At 71.1% G+C, this 21,800-nt stretch carries 5 protein-coding genes; all 5 read right to left on the minus strand.

Annotation, left to right across the window (positions count from 1 at the left end; genetic code table 11):
• Positions 1–3 precede the first annotated feature (3 nt).
• From G6N31_RS06480 to G6N31_RS06500, 5 genes are read right to left on the minus strand one after another with little or no spacing between them, the layout of a single operon-like run.
• Positions 4–4,356 (minus strand): type I polyketide synthase, encoded by a 4,353-nt coding sequence (locus G6N31_RS06480; protein ID WP_234815404.1) that lies wholly within the window; start codon positions 4,354–4,356, stop codon positions 4–6.
• 44 nt (positions 4,357–4,400) lie between these two features.
• Complete coding sequence (locus G6N31_RS06485; protein ID WP_098004621.1) at positions 4,401–9,797, minus strand: type I polyketide synthase; 5,397 nt, start codon at positions 9,795–9,797, stop codon at positions 4,401–4,403.
• Positions 9,797–15,253 carry an SDR family NAD(P)-dependent oxidoreductase gene (locus tag G6N31_RS06490; protein ID WP_098004620.1) on the minus strand — a complete coding sequence of 1,819 codons (5,457 nt, stop codon included), beginning with the start codon at positions 15,251–15,253 and terminating at the stop codon, positions 9,797–9,799. The genes G6N31_RS06485 and G6N31_RS06490 overlap by 1 nt, the downstream gene beginning before the upstream one ends.
• A gap of 4 nt (positions 15,254–15,257) precedes the next feature.
• On the minus strand, positions 15,258–20,045 hold the full coding sequence (locus G6N31_RS06495) for a type I polyketide synthase (RefSeq protein ID WP_163722074.1): 4,788 nt from the start codon (positions 20,043–20,045) through the stop codon (positions 15,258–15,260).
• Positions 20,042–21,778 (minus strand): AMP-binding protein, encoded by a 1,737-nt coding sequence (locus tag G6N31_RS06500; RefSeq protein ID WP_098004618.1) that lies wholly within the window; start codon positions 21,776–21,778, stop codon positions 20,042–20,044. The genes G6N31_RS06495 and G6N31_RS06500 overlap by 4 nt, the downstream gene beginning before the upstream one ends.
• Positions 21,779–21,800: the final 22 nt, after the last annotated feature.

Consider the following 21,800-nt stretch of genomic DNA (forward strand, 5'->3'; position numbering starts at 1 on the left):
CTGTCACGACAGGTCCACCAGGGCGAGTTCGCCGCTGCCGGACTCCATCTCGTTTTCTGCCAGCGCCTCCCGGGTCAGGTCCAGCAGCGCGGTCGAGAACTGCCGGGCCAGTGACTCCACGTCGGTGGGGCCCAGCCGGCGACTGTCGTACCACCAGTCCAGGTGCAGCACCCCGCCGGTCCGGTAGACGCGCAACTCGATCGGATGGCCCAGGCCGGATACCGAGTCCCGCACCGGCATCGCGGTGTCGCTGTCGAAGCGCACCGGCGCATCGTCGGGCTGCTCGCCGGGCACATCCGGGATGGTGCCCATGTGCGACACCAGGATGTCGGCCGGGCGGGCGCTGCCCAGCACGCGCGCCGTCGGCGCGTAGTTGTAGCGAAGCAGCCCGTATCCGATCCCGTAGTGCGGCACGGCCTTCAACGTCTCGCGGACGTCGTCGAGCACCTCGCCCGCGCTGGCGCTCTTCTCCGAGGCGCTGCGCAGCAACACCGGATGGACGGTGGTGAACCAGCCGACGGTGCGCTGCAGGTCGACGTCGGGCTTGAGGACCAGTCGGCCCCGGCCGCCGAGGTCGACGGCCACCGCGCCTTCACCCACCGTGGCGGCCACCGTGCGGCTCAGCGCGGCCAGCAGAATCTCCTCCACCGGCAGGCGCAGCCGGCGACGGGCGTCGTCGACCTCACCGGTCTCGGCCACGGTCAGCCCGGCCGACAGCCGTTTCATGTCGTCGGCCCGCGGCGGTTCGGAGGCCTCGGCCCCCACCATGTTGACCGTGGCGCCGGTGGCCGTCTGCACCCAGTAGTCCCGGCTCTCCAGCACCGCCGGATGCGTGGCCAGCGCCGCGCACCGCTGTGACCACTCCCGCCATGACGTGGGCACCGGGGTCAGCGTGATCTCCTCGTCCGCGAGCAGCTGGTGGATCGCGGTGAAGATGTCGGTGACCAGGATGTCGCGGGACGTCTCGTCGCCGGCGATCCCGTGCACGCTGATGGTCAGGTAGTTCGACCCGCCCGGCACACCGTGGACGTAGCTGGCGGTCAGCGGTGCGGTCAGCAACTGGTGTTCGGCGAGCTGTTCGGTCAGCACCTCGAGCACTGCTTCGCGCTCCTGCGGGCTGCCCGACGCGACCCCGTCGGGCAGCGACCGGACGGTCAGCTCGGTGAACTCGCCGGGCTCGGCGATGCGCTGCTCCCAGGTGCCGGCGTGCTCGACGATGTGGGCGCGCAGCACGTCGTGGTGGTTGGCCACCGCGCCCAGCACGGTGCGCACCGCGTCGACGCTGATGTCGGAGCGCAGCGCCAGCACCACCGGCATCCGCCACCGGCCGCCGTCCCGCAGACCGTGGTCGAGGAAGTGCGCGACGTTCGGCGGCACCGGCGGATTGGCCTCCTCGGTCAGCGAGTGCCGGGCCAGCCCGCCCTCGGCGTAGCGCGCGACCAGGGTGCGCGCCAGCGACGCGATCGTCTGGTTCTCGTAGAGGTCCTGCGGTGTCAGGTCCAGGCCCTGCTTCGACGCGGTCATCGCCACGCTGATCGCGATCAGCGAGTCGCCGCCGAGCTCGAAGAAGTTCGCGGTGGTGTCCACCGTCGCCACCCCGAGGCACTGGCACCAGATGCCCTGCAGCGCCGCTTCCATCTGCGACTTGCTGCTGGTCGCGGCCGCGGCGCTGCCGGGGCCGGTCACCGCGCCGTTGCCGGCGGCGCGGCCCGACAGCCACGCGGCGCCGGCGTTGTACTCGATCCAGTGCCGTTGCCGCTCGAACGGATAGCCGGGCAGCGAGATCATGTGCGGCTGCGCCCCGGACAGCGGCGTCCAGTCCACCTCGACCCCGGCCGCCCACAGCTGGCCCAGGGCCAGCAGGAAGGTGTCCCGGTCGCTGCGATTCTGCGCCTGGTGGCGCATCAGGCGCACCGCGCGGTGGTTGGCCGACCACCGGGGGTGGCGCACCGCCGACGAGGTCAGCGCTCCGCCGGGTCCCACCTCCACGACGACCCGGTTCGGATCCGACAGCAGCAGGTCCAGTTCGTCGGCGAACCGGACGGTGGCGCGGATCTGGCGCGCCCAGGTGGTCGGGTCGGTGGCTTCGGCGGCCGACATCGGCGCACCCGTGACGTTGGACAGCAACGTGATCTGCGGCGCGTTCAACGTCAGGCGGGACATGAACGCCGAGAACTCCGGGATGACCGGGTCCATCAACCGCGAGTGGAAGGCGTGCGCGGTACGGACCCGGCGGGCCACGATGCCCTTCTCAGCCAGCCGCGCCTGGAAGGTGCGGATCGCCTCCTCCGAGCCGGCGACCACGCAGTTGCCGGGGTCGTTGACCGCGGCCAGATCGACGTCGTCGGAGAGGTATTCGGTGATCGCGTCGGGGCTCAGCGCGACCGCGACCATCACCCCGCGCGCCGACGCGTGCATCAGCCGCGCCCGCATCGACACCGCTTTGACCGCGGTCGGCAGGTCGAACACGCCGGCGAACGCGGCCGCGGCGTACTCGCCGATGCTGTGGCCGGCCAGCGCCGACGGACGCACCCCGTACGACTCGATCAGCTTGGCCAGCGCGTACTCCACGGTGAACAGTGCGGGCTGGGCGCGATCGGTGCGCTCCAGGTTGCGCCCCGCACCGTCGAACACCTCGGCGCGCAGGTCGTAGCCCAGCTCCTGGCCGAACGCGGTGGCGCACGCGTCGAAATGCTCGGCGAACACCGGTTCGGTGTCGTACAGACCGCGGGCCATGCCGATGTGCTGGGCGCCCTGCCCGGGGAACAGGAACACCACCCGATCCGCGGCGGCTTCGGTCTGCGCCTCGGGCCCCTGGCCGACGAAGACGTTGTCGTGCTCGTCGTTTCCGAGCACCGCGACCGCGTGCTGGGGATCGTCGACCACCGCGGCGAGCCGGTGCGGCTCCTTACGCCGGCGGGCCAGCGTGTACGCGGCGTCGGCGAGGTTCAGTTCGTCCTCGGCGGCCAGTTCGTCGCTCAGCGCGGTGCGGGCCTGCGTCAGCGCGTCGGCCGTGCGGGCCGACAGCAGCAGCACCTGCGGACCGCCGGCCACCGGCGACGGTGCCGTCGCGGGGGCCTCCTCGAGGACGATGTGGGCGTTGGTGCCGCCGACGCCGAACGAGCTGACCCCGGCGCGGCGGATGCCGTCCCAGTCCCACGGGCCGTCCTCGTCGCGCACCAGGAACGGGCTGCGGTCGAGGTGCAGCTCGGGGTTGGGGCTGGTGTAGTGCAGCGTCGGCGGGATGGCGCGGTGCTTCAGGCACAGGATCGTCTTGATCAGGCCCGCGATGCCCGCGGCGGTCTCCAGGTGGCCGATATTCGACTTCACCGAACCGATGTAGCAAGGGCCGGAACGCTTCTCGGCTGCCAGGTCGAACGCCTGGCGCAGACCCTCGATCTCGATCGGGTCGCCGAGCGGGGTTCCGGTGCCGTGGGTTTCCACGTAGCCCACCGTGGATGCGTCGATGTCGGCCACCGCGTGCGCCTCGGCGATCACCTCGGCCTGTCCGATCGCGGTGGGTGCCGCGTAGGTCATCTTCACCGCGCCGTCGTTGTTCAGCGCCGACCCGCGGATCACCGCGTGGATGCGGTCGCCGTCATCGACGGCGTCGGCCAGCGGTTTGAGCACGACGACCCCGACCCCGCTGCCGAAGATCGTGCCGTCGGAGCGCACGTCGAACGGCCGGCAGTGGCCGGTCGGCGAGACCATGGTGCCCGGCTCGTACCAGTAACCGACCTTGTGCGGAACCCGGATCGACGACCCGCCGGCCAACGCGAGGTCGCACTCGCCGTTGAGGATGCTCTGGCAGGCCAGATGCACCGCCACCAGCGACGATGAGCATGCGGTGGCCACCGAGATCGCCGGGCCGCGCAGGTTGAGCTGATGAGCCACCCGGGTGGCGAGGTGATCCTTGTCGTTGAGCAGCGACAGGTTGACCATGTCGAAGCTCGCGCCCTGCCCGATGACCATGCTCGGGTCGTACTGCGACATCAGGTTGTGCAGCAGGTACCCGCTGGTCGAACTCGTGCCGAACACACCGACGGTGCTCTCGATCTCGCCCGGGTCGAGTCCGGCGTCCTCCAGCGCATGCCATGCCGCCTGCAGGAACAGCCGGTGCTGCGGGTCGAGCGTGCGCGCGGTGGCCGGGGTGAAGCCGAAGAACTCGGCGTCGAACTCCTCGATCCCGGTCATCAACGCGGCGCGGCGTACATAGGAGCGGTTGGCCAGCGTCTGCTCGGTGACGCCGCTGTTGAGCAGCTCATCCTCGGACAGGTCGACGATCGACTCCATCCCGAGACGCAGATTTCGCCAGAACGCCGACACCGACTCGGCCCCGGGAAACCTCCCGGCCATGCCGACGACGGCGATGGCGTTGTCCGGCAGCGGGTTACCGCTCGTCACAGTCGTTGTCCTACCTTTCGCCGGGCCGCCGCCCGCTGACGGGCCGCGGCTCGTTGCTGCACCCGGTCACGCACCGCGTTGGGCCGATCGCCCGAGTCGTCCTCGGCGAGGCCGAGCTGGCGGATCAGGTCCACGGCAAGGTCAGCCAGCGTAGCGCCCTGCAGGAGCAGGGCGACCGGCGGCTCGACACCGAAGTCACTGCGCACGGTGTTGCGCATGCGCACCGCCATCAGCGAATCCAGGCCGAGCTGGGTCAGCGGCTGGTCCACGGCGATCGCGTTCTCGTCGGAGAAGCCCATGATCGCCGAGATCCGGCGGCGCAGGCGCGCCACCACGACGCGGTGCGCCTCCCCGGCCGCCATCTCGCGCAGCGCGTCGGTGCCGGCCCAGTCATCGTCCTCGTCCAGCGCCCCCAGTTCGGCCACCAGATTGGTGAAGAACCCGAGCTTGGCGATCTCCGGGAACGCCGCCGCGGCGCGGTCCAGCCGAAGCCGTGCCACCCCGATGCGGGTCGGGGCGCCGGCCACCACGGTCTGCAGCGCCTCGATGCCCTCGTCGGTCGACATCGGGTCGAGCACGCTGAACGTCAAGGTCTTGGCCAGGCCCACATCGGCCCACTGACCCCAGTTGATCGCGGTGGCCGGGACGCCGGTGGCGCTACTCCACCCGACGAACGCGTCGAGCCAGGCGTTGGCGCAGGCGTAGGACGCCTGCCCCGGCGAACCCAGCAGCGAGGCGACCGACGAGAAACCGACCCACCAGTCCAGCTGCCGCTCGCGGGTGGCCTGGTGCAGCCGCGCCGCGCCGGTGGCCTTGGGCGCCCAGATCCGGTCCAGGCTGTCCTCGGACATGGCGGCGACCAACTGGTCGTCGAGCACCGCGGCGGAGTGGATCACGCCGCGCAACGCGCGCCCGGTGGCCTCGGCGGCGCCGACCAGCCGCTCAGCGGTGCCCGGTTCGGCGATGTCGCCGAGCACCGTGACCACCTCGCTGCGCTCTCCCCAGCTCTCGAGCGTGGCCGCGACCTCGTCGGACGGTGCGCTGCGGCCGTTGAGCACGACCCGTCCGGCACCGTTGTCGACCAGCCAGCGCGCCACGGTCAGGCCGATGCCGCCCAGGCCGCCGGTCACGATGTACGCACCGTCGGAGCGCACCACCGGTTCCGCACGCCGCGCCGGAACGGTCGCGCGGACCAGCCTTTCGACCACGCGCCGCCCAGCGCGGCGCGCGATGACGTCGTCGCCGCCGTCGGCGTCGAACTCGGTGGCCAGCACCGCCGCGGCGTCGGCATCGGTGTCCAGGTCGACCAGCGTGGCACGCAAATCGGGGTTCTCGTAGGCCAGCACCCGCACCAGCCCGCGCAGGGCTCCGACCGCGGGGTCACCGGCCTCGCCGTCATCGACGATCAGACCGTTTCGGCTGACCAGCCACAGCCGCGGTGGTTTGCCGTGCCAGCCCGTGCTGACGGCGCGCACTGCGCTCGACACCGCCCACACCAGGTCGCGGGCCCGGGTCAATGCCCCCGCGTCGGACTCGTCGAAGGTCACGCTGTCGAGGAAGACGACCACCCCGATCGGCGGCCGGTCCGGATCGGCCGCCGCCGTCGCGAACGCCTCCCCCACGGCTGACTCGTCGTCGAGCGCCGCGGTGACCACCCGCCGCGCGTCGGTGCCGAACCGTTCGGCGAACTCACGGGCCCGGCCCTGAGCGCCGGCGCCCTCGGTCAGCACCAGCCAGCTTCCCGGCGGCACGGCACCCGCACCGGCGGGCGCCTCCTGCCAGGCGGTGTCGAAAACCTTCTGCGACAACGGCAACGGCACCGTGCGGCGCTGCACGCGGCGCAGGTACACCCCCGTCACCTCGGCGGTGACGTGGCCGGCCTGATCGGCCAGCGTGACCCGGCCGATGGCATCGCCACTGTCGGAGTCCATGCTGACCAGCTCGGCGCGGCAGCGGGCCCGTCGGCCGACATCGCCGAACACCCGGATCGACTCCATCGCGACCGGCAGGTAGGTGACCTCGGCCCCCTCGGCCAGCGATTCGGCGCCGATCGCCGCGGCCAGACCCTGCAGGGCGGCGTCGAGCATCACCGGATGCAGCCGGATTCCGCGGTGCGCGGTGGCTTCCTCGGGCAGCACGATCTCGGTGTCGGCCCAGCCGTCGGCGGACCGCGCGATCCGCGTCAGTGCGGCGAACGCGTGCCCGTGGTGGGCGCCGGTGCGGCGCAAGGCGGTGTAGAAATCGCTCGGCGAGATCGTCGACGCCGACGCCGAGCCGGATCCACCGGTGGGCAGGGTCGCCGATTCGGCGCCTTCGGCCTTCTCGATGCGGGCCAGGGCATGCCGGGTCCAGTTGCCGTCCTCGGAGCGCGAGTGGATCTCCACCCGCAGTTCGTCACCGTCGCGCAGCAGCTGCGTGGTCAGCCGCGTACGTGCATCCAGTGGCAGCATCTGGTCCACTTCGAGCCGCTTGACCGCGACACCGGACGCGTCGACGCCGAGCGCCTCGCAGCCGGCGGCCAGCGCGATCTCGGCAAAACCGGCGCCCGGCATGACGGGTTGGCCGTGCACCTTGTGATCGAGCAGCCACGGGTGCAGCTCGGTGCCCACGTCGGACTGCCAGGCGTGCCCGCCGCCGACCGGCAGCTCGACGTGCATGCCCAGCAGCGGATGCGCGCCGGTGTACTCCAGACCCGCCGAGGTGTTGGCGATCCAGTACCTGGTGTGCAGCCACGGCGTCGGCGGCAGGTCGATCACCGCGGACGCCGGAGCGTCGTCCTGATCGGCGGGCGGACGCAGGCTCGCCAGCTGTGCGTGGAATGCCAGCGTCTCGTCGGAGTCGCGGGTCACCGTGCCCAGCACCTTCGCGCTGGGGGCCGGGGTCAGCGCGGCCAGCGACTCGGTGATCGCGTGGGTCAGCAGCGGGTGCGGGCTGATCTCGACGAAGTTGGCGTGGTCGGCCGCGGCCTGGGTGACCGCCTGGTTGAACCGCACCGGGTTGCGCAGGTTCGCCTGCCAGTACTCGGCGCTGAACAGCGGCGCCGAGCCGGTGTAGCCGACAGTGCTCAGCAGCGGGATCTTCGGGGTGGTCGGCGCCAGGTAGGCCAGCGCCTCGCCGAGCTCGGGCAGGATCGGATCGATGGTCGGGTGATGGGAAGCCACGTCCACCTCGACGCGGCGCGCCAGCAATCCCTTGGCGTCGACGATCGCGATCAGTTCGTCGACGGCCTCGGGCGGGCCCGCGATGACGGACTGTTTCGGGGACGCGTAGACCGCGACGGTCACCTCGGGCCGGTCGGCGATCAACCTCTCGGTGGCGGTCGCGTCGAGTTCGAGCACCGCCATCGCGCCCTGCCCGGACAAGCGCTTCATCAGCCGCGACCGGGTCGAGATCACGTCCAGGCCCTCGGCCGGGGTCAGCGCGCCGGCGACCACCGCCGCCGACACCTCCCCCATCGAGTGGCCGATCACCGCGTCGGGCTCCACCCCGTAGGACCGCCACAGCGCGGTCAGCGCCAGCTGCATGCCGACGATCACCGGCTGGATGCGATCGATGCCGACCACCGGCTCACCGGCCTCGAGGGTCTGGCGCAGCGAGAAGCCGGCCTTCTCGGCGAAAATCGGTTCCAGCTCGTCGACCGCGGCGGCGAAGGCCGGCTCCTCGACCAGCAGCCGCTTGCCCATGCCGGCCCATTGCGCGCCCTGCCCGGAGTACAGGAACACCGTGCCTGCTCCCGCGGGTGCGGTGTGCGCCGCGACCACCCCGGCGGCCGGCTGGCCCGCGGCCAGCGCCCGCAGCCCGGCCACCGCATCAGCGTGGTTGCGTGCCGCGACCGTGGCCACCGTGGCGTAGCGGCTGCGCCGCGCCAGGGTGCGGGCCACGGCGGGCAGGCTGACGGCCGTTCCGGATTCCTGTAACCAGTCGGCCAGCGCGCCCGCGGCGGCCGAGAGCCGTTGCGGGCTTTTGCCCGACACCACCAGCGTGGTCACCGACGGCGCGTCGCCCGGCGCCGCCGTCGTGGTCTCGGGTCCCTGCTCGAGGACGATGTGCGCATTGGTGCCACCCATGCCGAACGACGAGACGCCGGCGCGGCGCGGACCGTCCTGGGCGGGCCACGGCGTCGACTCGGTCGGCACGAACAACCGCGTCTTGGACGGGTCGATCGACGGATTCCACTGCGAGAAGTGCAGGTTCGGCGGGATCGCGCCGTGGCGCAGCGCCAGGACGGTCTTGATGAAGCCGGCGGCACCGGCCGCAGCCTCCAGATGGCCGAAGTTCGTCTTGACCGCCCCCAGCGCGCACGGGGTCTCGCCCTTGCCGTACACCGCGGCCAGCGCGTCGAACTCGATCGGATCACCCAGAGCCGTTCCGGTGCCGTGGGTTTCGATGAGGTTGACCGACCCGGCGGTCACGTCGGCCGAGCGCAGCGCGCGGGTGATGACGTCGCGCTGGGACGGGGCGTTCGGGGCGGTCAGGCCGTTGGACCGGCCGTCCTGGTTGACCGCCGAGCCGCGCACCACCGCGAGCACCCGGTCGCCGTCGCGGACGGCGTCGGTGAGGCGCTTGAGCACCACGATGCCGGCACCCTCGCCGCGGACGAAGCCGTCGGCGCGCGAATCGAACGCGTGGCAGCGCCCCTTCGGCGACATCATTCCCCACTTGGCAAGGGCCAATTGGGTTTCCGGACGCAGATTGAGGTTGACACCACCGGCCAGCGCGAGGTCGCTCTCGCGCATCCGCAGGCTCTGGCAGGCCAGATGGATCGACACCAGCGACGACGAGCACGCCGTGTCGACCGCGACCGCCGGTCCGCGCAGGCCCAGCAGGTAGGCGATGCGTCCCACCGTGACGCTGTGGGCGTTGCCGGTCGCCGAGTACGGATCGATGGTGTCGGGGTTGCCGCCGGAGGCGTTCTGATACTCGTTGTAGTACACGCCGAGCATCACCGCGGTGCGGGTCTCCCCCAGCTGGTCAGGCGCCAGGCCGGCGTTCTCCAGTGCCTCCCAGGCGACTTCGAGGCTCAACCGCTGCTGCGGGTCCATCGCCAGCGCTTCGCGCGGGGTGATGCCGAAGAAATCGGCGTCGAAGCCGTCGATGTCGGACAGGTAGGCGCCCCACTTGGTCGGCATCCGGCCCGGCGCCAGCGGGTCCGGGTCGTAGAACGCCTCGGCGTCCCAGCGGTCCTTCGGCACCTCGATGACGGCGTCGGTGCCCGCGGCCAGCATGTTCCAGTACTGTTCGGGCCCGTTCACCCCGCCCGGCAGCCGGCAGCCGATTCCGATCACCGCCACCGGCTCGGCGCCCGCGATGCGGGACGCCTTCTCGAACTGCTCCGAGAGCGCCCCGCGCTGCTCGGCGTTCATGCCGGAGATACGGTCGAAAATCGTCTTCATCAGATACTGCTTTCGCTACCGCTCGAGGCGGACTCGACGCTTTCGAACAGCGAGTCCAGCACGCTGAACGAGTCGTCGGTGATCTCCTCGAGCTCCTCGTCCGGCTCGTCTTCCGGGGTGATCAACTCGGCGATGTGGGCCGCGAACGACGCGATGGTCGGGTTGTCCCACAGCATCGTCGCCGAGAGGTCCACGCGCACCAGGGCTTTCGCATCCCGGAGCAGGTTCATCGCCATCATCGAGTCCATGCCCAGGTCCGGGAACGGCATGTCGAAGTCGAGCGCGGTATCCGGCATCCCGAGTTCGCGGGCCAGGATGGCCCGCAACCGGGTGCGCAGCTGCTCGAGCCGCTCGGCGGCCGACATCGCCGACCAGTCGACGAATTCCGCTGCCGCACTCGCGGTGTCGTCCATCGCCGGTACCGGTGTCGACTCCACCGCGGAGAAGGTCAGTCCGCGGACGTCGACGCACGGGCGGCCGTCGAGGGTTCTGACCGTCACGTCGACGACCAGGTCGTTGGTGCCGTCGCTGCTGTCGCGGCGCAGCGCCTCGACCACCACCTCGGTCCCGGCCGCCGCCGCGTCCGCCCACAGCGTCTCCACGCCGGCGGGCAGCAGCAGCTGCGGATTGTCCTTGTCGGCCAGGCGCGCGACATGCACCGCGGCGTCCACCAGCGCCGCGGTCAGGGCGGTGGTGTCGGCCTGCGGCAGCGTGATGCGCGCGCGCACGGCGCTGCCGGCCGCGGCGCTGTCGCCGACGGTCCAGTCGAACGGCTGGCCCTCGATGCCCCAACTGTGCTGCAACTCGGCGATGACCGCCGCGTCGTAGCCCTCGCCCTGGATCGCGCCGACGGATACGCCGGCCGGAGCGGGGGCCTCGGTGACGATGCGGGCACTGGCATGCCGGGTCCACCGCTCGGCGGGGGTGTCGGCCGTCGCGCTGGTCGACACGGTCAACGCGCCGCCGTCGGCGACGACATGGACCACGCGCCGCTGACCGGCCACGATCGGATACTCGAACCGCACGTCGGTGACCGCCGCGGCCTCCAGCGCTCCGGCCGCCGCTGCCAGGGTCTCCAGCAGAACCGACACCGGCACCACCTCGACGCCGCGCACCCGGTGCGCGTGCGGGTAGGGCTGGGCCTCCGGCAGCAGCCGGGACCGCCACACCGTCTGGTGCCCTGGTCCGGCCTCCTGCTCGCCGAGCAGCGTGCCGTACACAGGTTCGGCCACGTCGCCCAGATCGCCGATGTCCGCGTCAGGACCGGCCAGGACATCGTCGAGCGCGCGCACCGGCGCACGCATCCGGTAGGCGTCGGCGAGGTGGCCCCAGTCGGCGCCGACGACGGCGCAGTGCACGCCGGCCTCCGGACTCAACACCGCGGGCAGCATCCGGATCGCGGCGTCGTTGGGCATCGGCTCGAGGCCGGCCGCGGCCAGCGCCGGATGGATGTCCGCCCAGGTCTTCCACAGGCCCCAGTCCACGACGGTGGCCGCCAGGCCGAGGGCGCGGCGGGCGTAGGCCAGCGTGTCCATGAACGCGTTGCCGGCGGTGTAGTGCGACACCGCGCGCGATCCGAGGATCCCGGTGATCGACGAGAACAGCACGAACCGGCGCACCGGGGTGGCCAGGGTCAGCTTGTGCAGCACCGCCGTGACGTCGAGCTTGGACCGGAACATCGTGCTCAGGTCCTCGTCGGTCATGTCGGTCAGCAGCGCCTCTCCGCCCGACAGCGCGGCCAGGTAGATGCCGTCCAGCGGCGGCAGGTCCGTGCCGAAGCGCCCGAACAGCTCACGCATCGCGGTCTCGTCGGCCGCGTCGGCGGCCACCTCCACCAGCGAGCAGCCGTGGGCGGCCACCTCGGCGGCCAGTTCGGTCAGCTGCGAGCCGCGCCGCGACACCGCGACCACGGTGGCCGCGCCCATCTCGGCGAGCTGACGGATCAGATACGGGCCGACGTTGCCCGTCGCGCCGATCACCAGATGGCTGGTGTCGGGCTCCAGGCGGGTCAGCGTCGTCGCGGGCATCGACGCCCGGCGCAGGCGCGGCACGTGCCGCACACCGCCCTGGTAGACCGCCTGGTCGTCGCGGTTCGCGTCGCCCTCGCCGGCCGCGGCTTCGCTGCGCAGGTAGCGCGCCACCAGCTCGGCCGGTGCGGATTCGTCGACGTCGATGATCGCGCCCCAGAACTCGGGGTTCTCCACGGCCAGGGTGCGCACCTGCCCCCACAGCACCGCGTGCACCGGGTTGGCCCGGTCCCCCTCCTCCAGCGGTTGCGCGTTGCGGGTCACCACATACAAGCGCGGCGCGTCCGCGCCGAGTGTCGACAGCGAACGGGCAAGCGCGCGTAGCGATCTGAACAGCGCGTAGCCCTCGGCGACGTCAAGGCGCGCCGAGCGCACCGGCGGCGCGAAGACCACGCGGTCCGCTCCGGTCAGCGCCTCCCGGAGCGTCGCGGCAGCGGCCTCGTCGGCCAGGGTCGACGGATCGAGGGTCTGCGCGTTTCCGCCCAGGGTGCGGGCCAGTTCGGCACCGGTCTCCGGGTCGGCGATCACCAGCCACGACGCGCCGTCGGTATCGGTGCCCTGCGGCAGCTCCCGGGCCGGCCAGGCCAGTGTGTGGAACCACGGATGGTGTTGCGCCGCCGGCGAACCCGATGCGATATCGGCACCGTTGCGGGCCGCCGAGTGCGGAGCCGGGGCGGCCGCCGGGTCGGTGTCGGCCACCGGGGTGATCCAGTGCCGGGTGTGATGCCACGGCGTGGTCGGCAGCGGCACCCACGGCTGCGCCGGGTGGGGCACCTTCGGCGGCCGAATCGTATGTGCGGCATTGAGATTCGTCCGGAAGGTCAGGGTGTCGTTGGCGTCGCGCGCCAGCGTGCCCAGGCAGTGGTGATGGTGCTCGACCAAGGTCTCCTTGACCGCGTAGGCCAGCAGCGGGTGCGGGCTGACCTCGACGAAGGTCGCGTGGTCGGCGCCGGCGGTGGCCACCGCCCGCCCGAAGCGGACCGGGTTGCGCAGGTTGGCCACCCAGTGCTCGGCGTCGAAGATGTTGCTGCCGTCGGTGGGCCGGCCGTCGGTGGTGACGATGACCGGGATGCTTGGTGCCGAGGGCCGCAGACCGGCCAGTTCGGCACGCAGGTCATCGAGGATCGGGTCGATGATCGGGTGGTGTGAGGCGACGTCGACGTCGACGCGTCGCGCCAACTTGTCCTGGGCGTCGACCACCGCGATCACCGCGTCGACCTGATCGGGCGGTCCGGCGATGACGGTCTGCCGCGGTGAGGCGTACACCGCCACCGTCAGGCCCGGATAGTCGGCGATCAGTTTCTCGGCCGCGTCCGCGTCGAGTTCCAGCAGCGCCATCGCTCCCTGCCCCGACAGCCGCTTCATCAGCCGCGAGCGGGTGGCGATGACCTTCAGGCCATCGGCGGGGCTGAGCGCGCCGCCGACCACGGCGGCGGTCACCTCGCCCATCGAGTGCCCGATCACCGCATCCGGGACCACGCCGTAGGAGCGCCACAGCGCGGTCAGCGCCAGCTGCACACCGACGAGCACCGGCTGGATGCGATCGATGCCCTCGACCGCCTGACCGGATTCGAGCACCTCGCGCAGCGAGAAGCCGACCTGCGTGGTGAACACCGGGTCGAGCTCGGCGACGGCGTCGGCGAACGCCGGCTCGTCGGCCAGCAGCCGCTTGCCCATCCCGGCCCACTGCGACCCCTGACCGGAGTACAGGAAGACCGTGCCGGTGCCGCAGATGCCGTCGTGCGGCGCGACCACACCCGGGGCCGGGTAGCCGCCGGCCAGCGCGCGCAGACCGGCGACCGCCTGCGCGGTGTCGGTCGCGGCGACCGTGGCGAACTTGCTGTGCTGGGCACGGTGATGGTTGAGCGTGTGCGCGACCGCCGAGAGCGGATGCGCCGCCCCGGGTTCCGCCAGCCAGTCGGCGAGCTGCGCCGCGGTCGACGCGATGCGCGCCGGGGTCTTGCCGGTGACCACCAGGGTCGTCACCGCCGGCTCCGGCGTCGGCTGCGCGTCGACGGTCTCGGCCGTCTCGGCGGCGGGTGCCTGCTCGATGACGACGTGGGCGTTGGTCCCGCTGACGCCGAACGACGACACCGCCGCACGGCGGGGCCGGTCCACCGCGGGCCAGTTCATCGGCTCGGCGGCGATCCTGAACCGCTTGGCGCCTTCGCAGGCCTGCGGCGTCAGCTTCTTGAAGTACAACTGCTTGGGGATGTGGCCGTGGTGCACGCTGAGCACCGTCTTGATGAAACCCGTCACGCCGGCGGCGGACTCGAGGTGACCGAGGTTGGTCTTGACCGATCCGAGCACCAGCGGTGCGGAACCGTCGCGCTCGCCGTAGACTTCGTTGAGCGCGTCGAGTTCGATCGGGTCGCCCAGCGCGGTGCCGGTGCCGTGGGCCTCGATGTAATCGATGTCGGCCGGCGCCAGCCGGGAGGTCTCCAGCGCGCGGCGCATGAGGACCTGCTGCGCGGGACCGTTGGGGACGGTCTGGCCGCTGCTCGCACCGTCCTGGTTGACCGCCGAGCCGCGGATCACCGCGAGCACCCGGTCGCCGTCGCGCTGCGCGTCGGTCAGCCGTTTGAGCACCACCACACCGCAGCCCTCGCTGCGCACATAACCGTTGGCGTCCTCGTCGAAAGTCTTGCAGGTGCCGTCCGGCGCCAGCATCCCCCACCGCGAGCACGCGATGTTGTTCTGCGGGGTCAGGATCAGGTTCACGCCGGCAGCCAGCGCGTGGTCGCTCTCGCCACGGCGCAGGCTCTGGCAGGCCAGGTGGATCGACACCAGCGACGACGAGCAGGCGGTGTCGCTGACCACCGCGGGCCCGCGCACGCCGAGGAAGTACGACAGCCGTCCGGCCGCGAAGTTCGGCGCGCTGCCGAACGGGATGTAGGGGTCGATCTCCTCGGGGCGCAGCTTGCCGATGAAGGAGGCGTAGTAATCGCTGGTGGTCATCCCGACGAAGACCCCGGTGGCCGACCCGCGCAGACCGCGCGGGTTGATCCCGGCGTTCTCGAGGGCCTCCCAGGCGACCTCGAGCAGCAACCGCTGCTGCGGATCCATCCCGGCTGCCTCGCGGTGGCTGATCGCGAAGAACTCCGCATCGAACTCGTCGGGCTGCCACGACGTCAGGAAGCCGCCCTCGCGGTTGCAGATCGTGCCCGGCACGGTGTGGTCGGGCGAGTAGTACTCGTCGGCGTTCCAGCGGTCCTCGGGCACCCGGATCACGCCGCTGGCACCGTCGGTCAGCAGCGTCCAGAACTCGTCGGCGTTGTTCACCCCACCCGGCAGCCGGCACCCGATGCCGACCACGGCGATCGGCTCGGTCTCGACCTTCTCGGCGACCTCCAGGCGAGCCGAGAGGTCGTCGATCTTGCGCAGTGCCTCTGTGATGATCGCGCGGCGATCCGGCGATGCAGCTGTCATCGTCTCAACTCAATCTTTCCGAAAGTCTCTGCAGTAATTCGTCCTCGGCCAGATCGTCGTAGACATCCCCAGTGACGCCCTCGACGCCTTCCCGGTCGCGTTGTCCCGCGCCGCCCCCGACGCCGTCGCTCGTTTCGGCTCCCGCCGACTCGGCAGCCTCGAGTATCTCAGGAATCACCGTCGCCAAATAATCGGTCAGCGCCTCGACGGTCGGATAGTCGAACACCACCGACGCCGGAAGCGTCTGACCAAGGCTTTCGCTGAGCGAGCGCTGCAAGGTGACACTCATCAACGAGTCCATGCCGAACTGGAAGAAACCGACTGTCGGGTCCAGCAACTGCGGCGAGGCCAGCCCCATCGCGGCCGCCACCTGTTCGGTGACGTGGGCGGTGAGCAGGTCCAGCCGCCGGTGCGGCTCGGCGTCGCGCAGCTCGAGCCGGAACGCGGTATCGGTCGTCGGCGCGGCGGATGCCTCGGTCACCGCCGGTAGCAGATCGTCGAGGATGTGCAGGGCCGCGCGGGTGCGGTACGCGGTGGCCAGGCGGGGCCAGTCCGCCGCGACGATGGTCGCGCGGGCCGGCGCGTCGGGGCCGGTCAGTGCGGCCAGCGCGGTGATCGCGACGTCGTCGGGCATCGGCTCGAGTCCGGACTCGACGGTGGTCTGCTGTTCGATTCCGGTCTGCACGTCGGCCAGCGACTTCCACAGCCCCCAGTTCACCGCCGTCGCCGGGAGCCCGGCGGCCCGGCGCTGATAGGCGAACGTGTCCAGGTAGGTCGTCGTCGCCGCGTAGTGGCCCAGCCAGCGTGAACCCAGCACCCCGGAGATCGACGTGAACAGCACGAACTGGCGCACCGGGTGCCGGATCGACAGCTTGTGCAGCAGGGTGACCGCGTCGATCTTCGGCCGGAACATGGCCGCGACGTCGTCGTCGGTCATGTCGGTCAACGTGACGGGGCCGCCGCCAAACGCGGCGACATAGATTCCGTGCAGCGGGGGCAGATCGGCGCCGAAGCGGGCGAAGACCGGCGCCAGTGAGGCCTCGTCGGACGCGTCGGCGGCGACGGTGACCAGGGTGGTGCCGTCCGCCGACAGCCGTTCGGCCAGCTCGTCGAGCCGTGAGCCGGGGTTGCGCGACACCGCCACGACGGTGCCGGCGCCCATCGCGGCCAACTGCTCGATCAGCGCCGGGCCGATCTTGCCGGTGGCGCCGACCACGAGATGGGCGCCGTCACGATCGAGGCGTCCGTCGGTGCGCAGCGGCGCGCCGGGCTGCAGCCGCGCGACGCGGCGTACGCCGGCCCGGTACACCACCTGGTCCTCGCCGGTGCCGGCGTCGGCCTCGGCAAGCAACCATCGGGTGGCCAGTTCGACAGGTACCGATTCGTCGACGTCGACGACGCCGCCCCACACCTCCGGATGCTCCAGCGCCAGGGTGCGGCCCAGACCCCACAGCACGGCGTGAGCGGGGTTGGCCCGGTCCCCGAGTTCGACAGGTTGGGCGTTACGGGTCAGGAAGTACACCTTCGGCGGATCGTCGCGGCGGGCAGCCGTGGTCACGAGGGAACGGGCGGTCGCGAACACGGCGTACCCGAGGTCGTCGGGGGTCGTCGGCCCCGGCGCGTAAAGCACGTGGCTGGCGTCGGCCAGTCCTGCGGGCAGCGCGTCGGCGTCGCCGGTGAGCACCGACACCGAGTCACCGAGCACCCGGGTGAACTCGTCGCCGAGCGCCGCGTCGCCGATCACCAGCCACGATGCGTCACCCGCCGCCTCGACGTCGGTGGGCGCGGCCTGTGCCGGCCACGTCAGCTCGCACAACCACTCCGCGGGAAGCGCGCTGTCGCCGGCGTCCTGAACGCGGATGCGCCGAGGACCCGCCTGCCGGGGCGCCACGTCGACCCAGTGGCGGCTGTGCTGCCACGGCGTGATCGGCAGTCCCACATGCGGTTCCGGGCGGTGCTCGGTGTGCGGCGGACGCCTGGTGTAGGTGGCGTTGAGGTTGGTGTGGAAGGTCAGGGTGTCGTCCTCGCCGCGGTGCAGCGTGCCGACGCTGTGGTGGTGGACGTCGTCGAGGGTGTCGCTGATGGGCTGGCCCATCGTCGGGTGCGGGCTGATCTCGACGAACGTGCCGTGGTCGGCGGCCGCCGCGGTGACCGCCTCGTGCAGGCGCACGGGGCGGCGCACGTTGGCCACCCAGTAGTCGGCGTCCAGCGTGGGTGTCGACTCGGGGCCGGTGACGGTCGACAGGAACGGGATGGTCGGCACCCGGGGGTCGATGTCGGACAACGCGCCGCGTAACTCGTCGAGGATCGGGTCCATCAGCGCGGTGTGGGAGGCGACCTCCATGTTGACCTTGCGGGCGAACCGATTCTGCGCCGTCATCTCGGCGAGCAACGCCTCGATCTCGTCGGGCATTCCGGCCACCACGGTCTGACGCGGCGACACGTAGCCGGCCTCTTCGACGCTGGGATGGTCGGCGATCAGCCGGGCGCAGGTCGGCGCGTCCACGTTGAGCAGTGCGACCGCGCCTTGACCGGACAGTCGGGACATCAGTCGGGATCTGGTCGCGATGACCTTGAGTCCGTCGGCCAGGCTCAGTGCGCCCGACACCACCGCCGCGGCGACTTCGCCCATGGAGTGGCCGATCACCGCGTCCGGGTGCACCCCATGCGATCGCCACAGCTCGGTGAGCGCCAGCTGCAGCCCCATCAGCACCGGCTGCACCTGCGCGTCGCCCTGCACCGTTTCGCCGTCGGCGATGATCTGGCGGAGGGAGAAGCCGACCTGTTCGGTGAAGGTGGGTTCGATGCGGTCGATGGCCTCGGCGAAGGCGGGTTCGTCGGCCAGCAGTTGGCGGGCCATGCCGGCCCATTGGGAGCCTTGTCCGGAGTAGACGAACACCGTCCCGGTGCGGCAGCTGCCGGGGTGGGCGGGCACGACGCCGGGCGCGGTGTGGCCGGCGGCCAGGGCGCGCAGGCCGGCGATGGCCTGGTCGCGGTCGCGGGCGGCCACGGTGGCGAATTTCGGGTGGTGGGTGCGGTGGTGGTTGAGGGTGTGGGCGACCTCGGCGACGCTGACCTCGGGGTCGTGCTCGCTCATCCAGTCGGCGAGCATGGCCGCGGTGGCCGCGATGCGCGCCGGGGTCTTGCCGGAGATGACCAGGGTGGAGATGACCGGCTCAGCCGGCGCGGCGCTGGGCGCCATCGCGGGGGCCTGTTCGAGCACGATGTGGGCGTTGGTGCCGCCGAACCCGAACGAGGACACCCCGGCCCGCCGGGGCCGGCCCTGGGGGGCCCAGTCGGTGGGGGTGTCGACGACCTTGAGACGCAGCTTGTCGAACGGAATATGCGGGTTGGGAGTCTCATAACCCAGATTGGCCGGGATCTGCTGGTGGCTGAGCGCCAGCACCGCCTTGGCGAACCCGGCGATACCCGCGGCGGCCTCGAGATGGCCCAGATTGGACTTGACCGAACCGATCAACAACGGCGCCTCCGCGCCGCGACCCCGCCCCAGCACGGTGCCCAGCGCACGCGCCTCGATCGGATCACCGAGCAGCGTGCCGGTGCCATGGGCCTCGACATAGTCGACCTCGCGCGGCTCCACACCGGCCGCGGCATACGCCGAGCGCAGCACCGCCATCTGCGCCGCCGGATTCGGCGCCATCAACCCGTTGGACCGACCGTCCTGATTGACCGCCGACCCGCGGATCACCGCCAGCACCCGATCCCCGTCACGCACCGCATCCGACAACCGCTTGAGCACCGCCACCCCGGCACCCTCACCCCGCACGAACCCATCAGCACGCGCATCGAAAGCATGACAACGACCCGACTTCGAGAGGGCCTGGGCCCGGTCGAGGCTGCGGGTCACCGCTGGGGCCAAGACCAGGTTCACCCCACCGGCCAACGCCAGGTTCGCATCCCCCGACCGCAGACTCTGACACGCCAGATGAATCGCCACCAACGACGACGAACACGCCGTGTCCACCGTCACCGACGGACCCCGCAAATCAAAGTAATACGACACCCGATTGGCAATGATGCTCAACGCGCTGCCCGTGCCGTACCACGCGTCGACACCGGGCAGATCCAGCGCACCCATGCACCCGTAGTCGGTGACCGACGCGCCGGTGAACACCCCGGTCTGTGATTCGGCCAGCGAGTCGGCCGGGATCCCTGCGTGCTCCAGGGCCTCCTGTATCACCTCCAGCAACAGCCGCTGCTGCGGATCCATCCGGGCGGCCTCGCGCGGGATGATCTCGAAGAACTCGGCGTCGAACTGATCGACCTCGCGCAGGTAGGAACCCCAGCGGGTGACGTCGTCGAGCACGGCGGCCGATTCGGCCGAGCCGTCGTCGAACGGCGTCCACCGCGCCGTCGGCACCTCGGTCACCGAGGACCGCGCGTCGAGCAGGTACTGCCAGTACTCGTCGGGGCCCTGAACATCACCGCCGTCGCCGCCGGGGAACCGGCAGCCCAGCCCGATCACCGCGACCGGTTCGTCGTACCCGCCGGCGGTCGGGGGCATCGGGGCTGCGACCGGCTCCACCTCGCCGCCGCTGAGGAAGCGCGCGAGCGCGTCGACGGTCGGGTACTGCCAGAACTCCACCGGCGACACCGTGCTGCCGGTGAGTTCGGACAGCTCGCCGGTCAGCACCACCGCGTCGCGGGAGCCGACCCCCAGATCGTGCATGGACGCGCCCGCGTCGATCTGATCGGGTTTGGCGCCCATGTTGGTCACCAGATAATCGACCAGCCAACGCCGGACAGCAGCCTCGTCAAGAGGTGAGGTCATGTAGCAGCACCCAGCCGGCTGAACTCCCCCAGCCGGTAGCGGTCGACACAGGCGGCGCGCCGCACCTTCCCGCTGGTGGTCAGCGGAAGCGAACCGGGGCCGACCAGGACGAGATCGGAGACCCGCACGCCGTGGCCCTCCGACACCGCGGCGGTGACCTGCTGCTGGAGCGCCTCGAGCGAGGCCTGATCGCGCTCCTCGGGCTTCTTGAGTTCGGCGACGATCACCAGCTTCTCGGTGGCGTCGTCGGGTATCGAGATCGCCGCGACCCGGCCGCCGGTGACTTCCCGCACGGTGGCCTCGATGTCGTCGGGATAGTGGTTGCGCCCGTCGACGATCAACAGGTCCTTGATCCGGCCGACGATGTAGAGCTCGTCGTCGAACATCATGCCGAGGTCTCCGGTGCGCAGCCACGGCTCCGCCGGGGTGCCCGACGTCGGCTCGGCGATCTTGCCGCGGAACACCCGCGCGGTCTGTTCGGGATTGCGCCAGTAGCCGGCGGTGACATGGTCACCGTGCAGCCACACTTCACCGACCTGCCCGGCGGGCTTCTCGACGCACGTCTCCGGATCGACGATGCGTACCGTCGTCGAGCGCGGTGGCCCGCAGCTGACCTGCTCGGATCCCCCATCCGCGCTGAGCTCCGCGTGGCCGGCCGACAGCTTCTCCAGGTCGAAGAACACCGACTGCGCCGGCCGCTCGGCCAGCGTGGAGGACACGTAGATGGTGGCCTCGGCCAGACCGTAGGACGGACGGACCGCGGTGGCCGGCAGACCGTGCCCGGCGAACCGCTCGTTGAACCGGCGCAGCGTCGCGCCGTGCACCCGCTCCGCGCCGTTGATCATCACGCGCACGTTGCGCAGATCTCTGCCCTCGAGATCCTCGTCCTTGGTGCGGCGTGCGGCCAGCTCGTAGGCGAAGTTCGGTGCCGCGGTGACCACCCATCCGTCGACGGCGAGCTGCTGCATCCAGCGCGCGGGCTTGAGCATGAACGAGATCGGGCTCAGCAGCGTGGTCGGGCAGCCGCTGACGATGCCCAGGAAGATCCCGATCACCAGCCCCATGTCGTGGTAGAGCGGCAGCCAGGACACCGCGCGCAGACCTTCCGGGTACTCGCCGTCGGGGAACCCCGCGAAGTAGTCCGGATGCAGTTGCTGGATGTTGCGGATCACGTTCTTGTGGGTGACCTCGACACCGGCCGGGGTCCGCGTCGATCCGGACGTGTACTGCAGATAGGCCGTCTTCGGTCGCGACGGAACGTCCACGGTTTCCCCGAAGAACGGATCGAGCAGGTCGACCTCGATCACCTTGGGTGCGCGCTGGTTCGGCTGGTCCTGCGCATAGTGGCGGATGTCGTCGACGATCTGCGACGTGGTCAGGATCGCCACGGGCGTCGAGTCGGCCAGCGCGCCGACGATGCGCTCGTCGTGGTGACCGAACAGCGGGGCAGACAGCGGCACCGCGATGAAACCCGCTGCGATCGCGCCGAGGTGCGCCACCACGTAGTCGAGGTTCTGCGGCGCCAGAATCACGGCCCGATCACCGGGTTCGCCGTACTGGAGCAGCTTCTCGGCGACGGCCAGGGTGCGCTCGTGCAGCTCCGACCAGGTGATGCTCTCGGCGACACCGGCCGGGTCGACGTCGTAGTCGACGAAGGTGTAGGCGACCCCATCCGGATTGTCGGCTTTGCGCTCGGCGACCAGCGCGGGAATCGAGAACTCAGCACTTGCCATCAGTTACATCCTTCCCAAACGA

This window comes from Mycolicibacterium duvalii, assembly GCF_010726645.1.
Taxonomy (GTDB): Bacteria; Actinomycetota; Actinomycetes; order Mycobacteriales; family Mycobacteriaceae; genus Mycobacterium; species Mycobacterium duvalii.

Bases quoted from the DNA above. Each gene is read 5' to 3' on its own strand.
- G6N31_RS06490 (WP_098004620.1), bottom strand. From the start codon at position 15,253: ATGACAGCTGCATCGCCGGATCGCCGCGCGATCATCACAGAGGCACTG.
- G6N31_RS06500 (WP_098004618.1), bottom strand. From the start codon at position 21,778: ATGGCAAGTGCTGAGTTCTCGATTCCCGCGCTGGTCGCCGAGCGCAAA.
- G6N31_RS06495 (WP_163722074.1), bottom strand. From the start codon at position 20,045: ATGACCTCACCTCTTGACGAGGCTGCTGTCCGGCGTTGGCTGGTCGAT.
- G6N31_RS06485 (WP_098004621.1), bottom strand. From the start codon at position 9,797: ATGAAGACGATTTTCGACCGTATCTCCGGCATGAACGCCGAGCAGCGC.
- G6N31_RS06480 (WP_234815404.1), bottom strand. From the start codon at position 4,356: ATGGCCGGGAGGTTTCCCGGGGCCGAGTCGGTGTCGGCGTTCTGGCGA.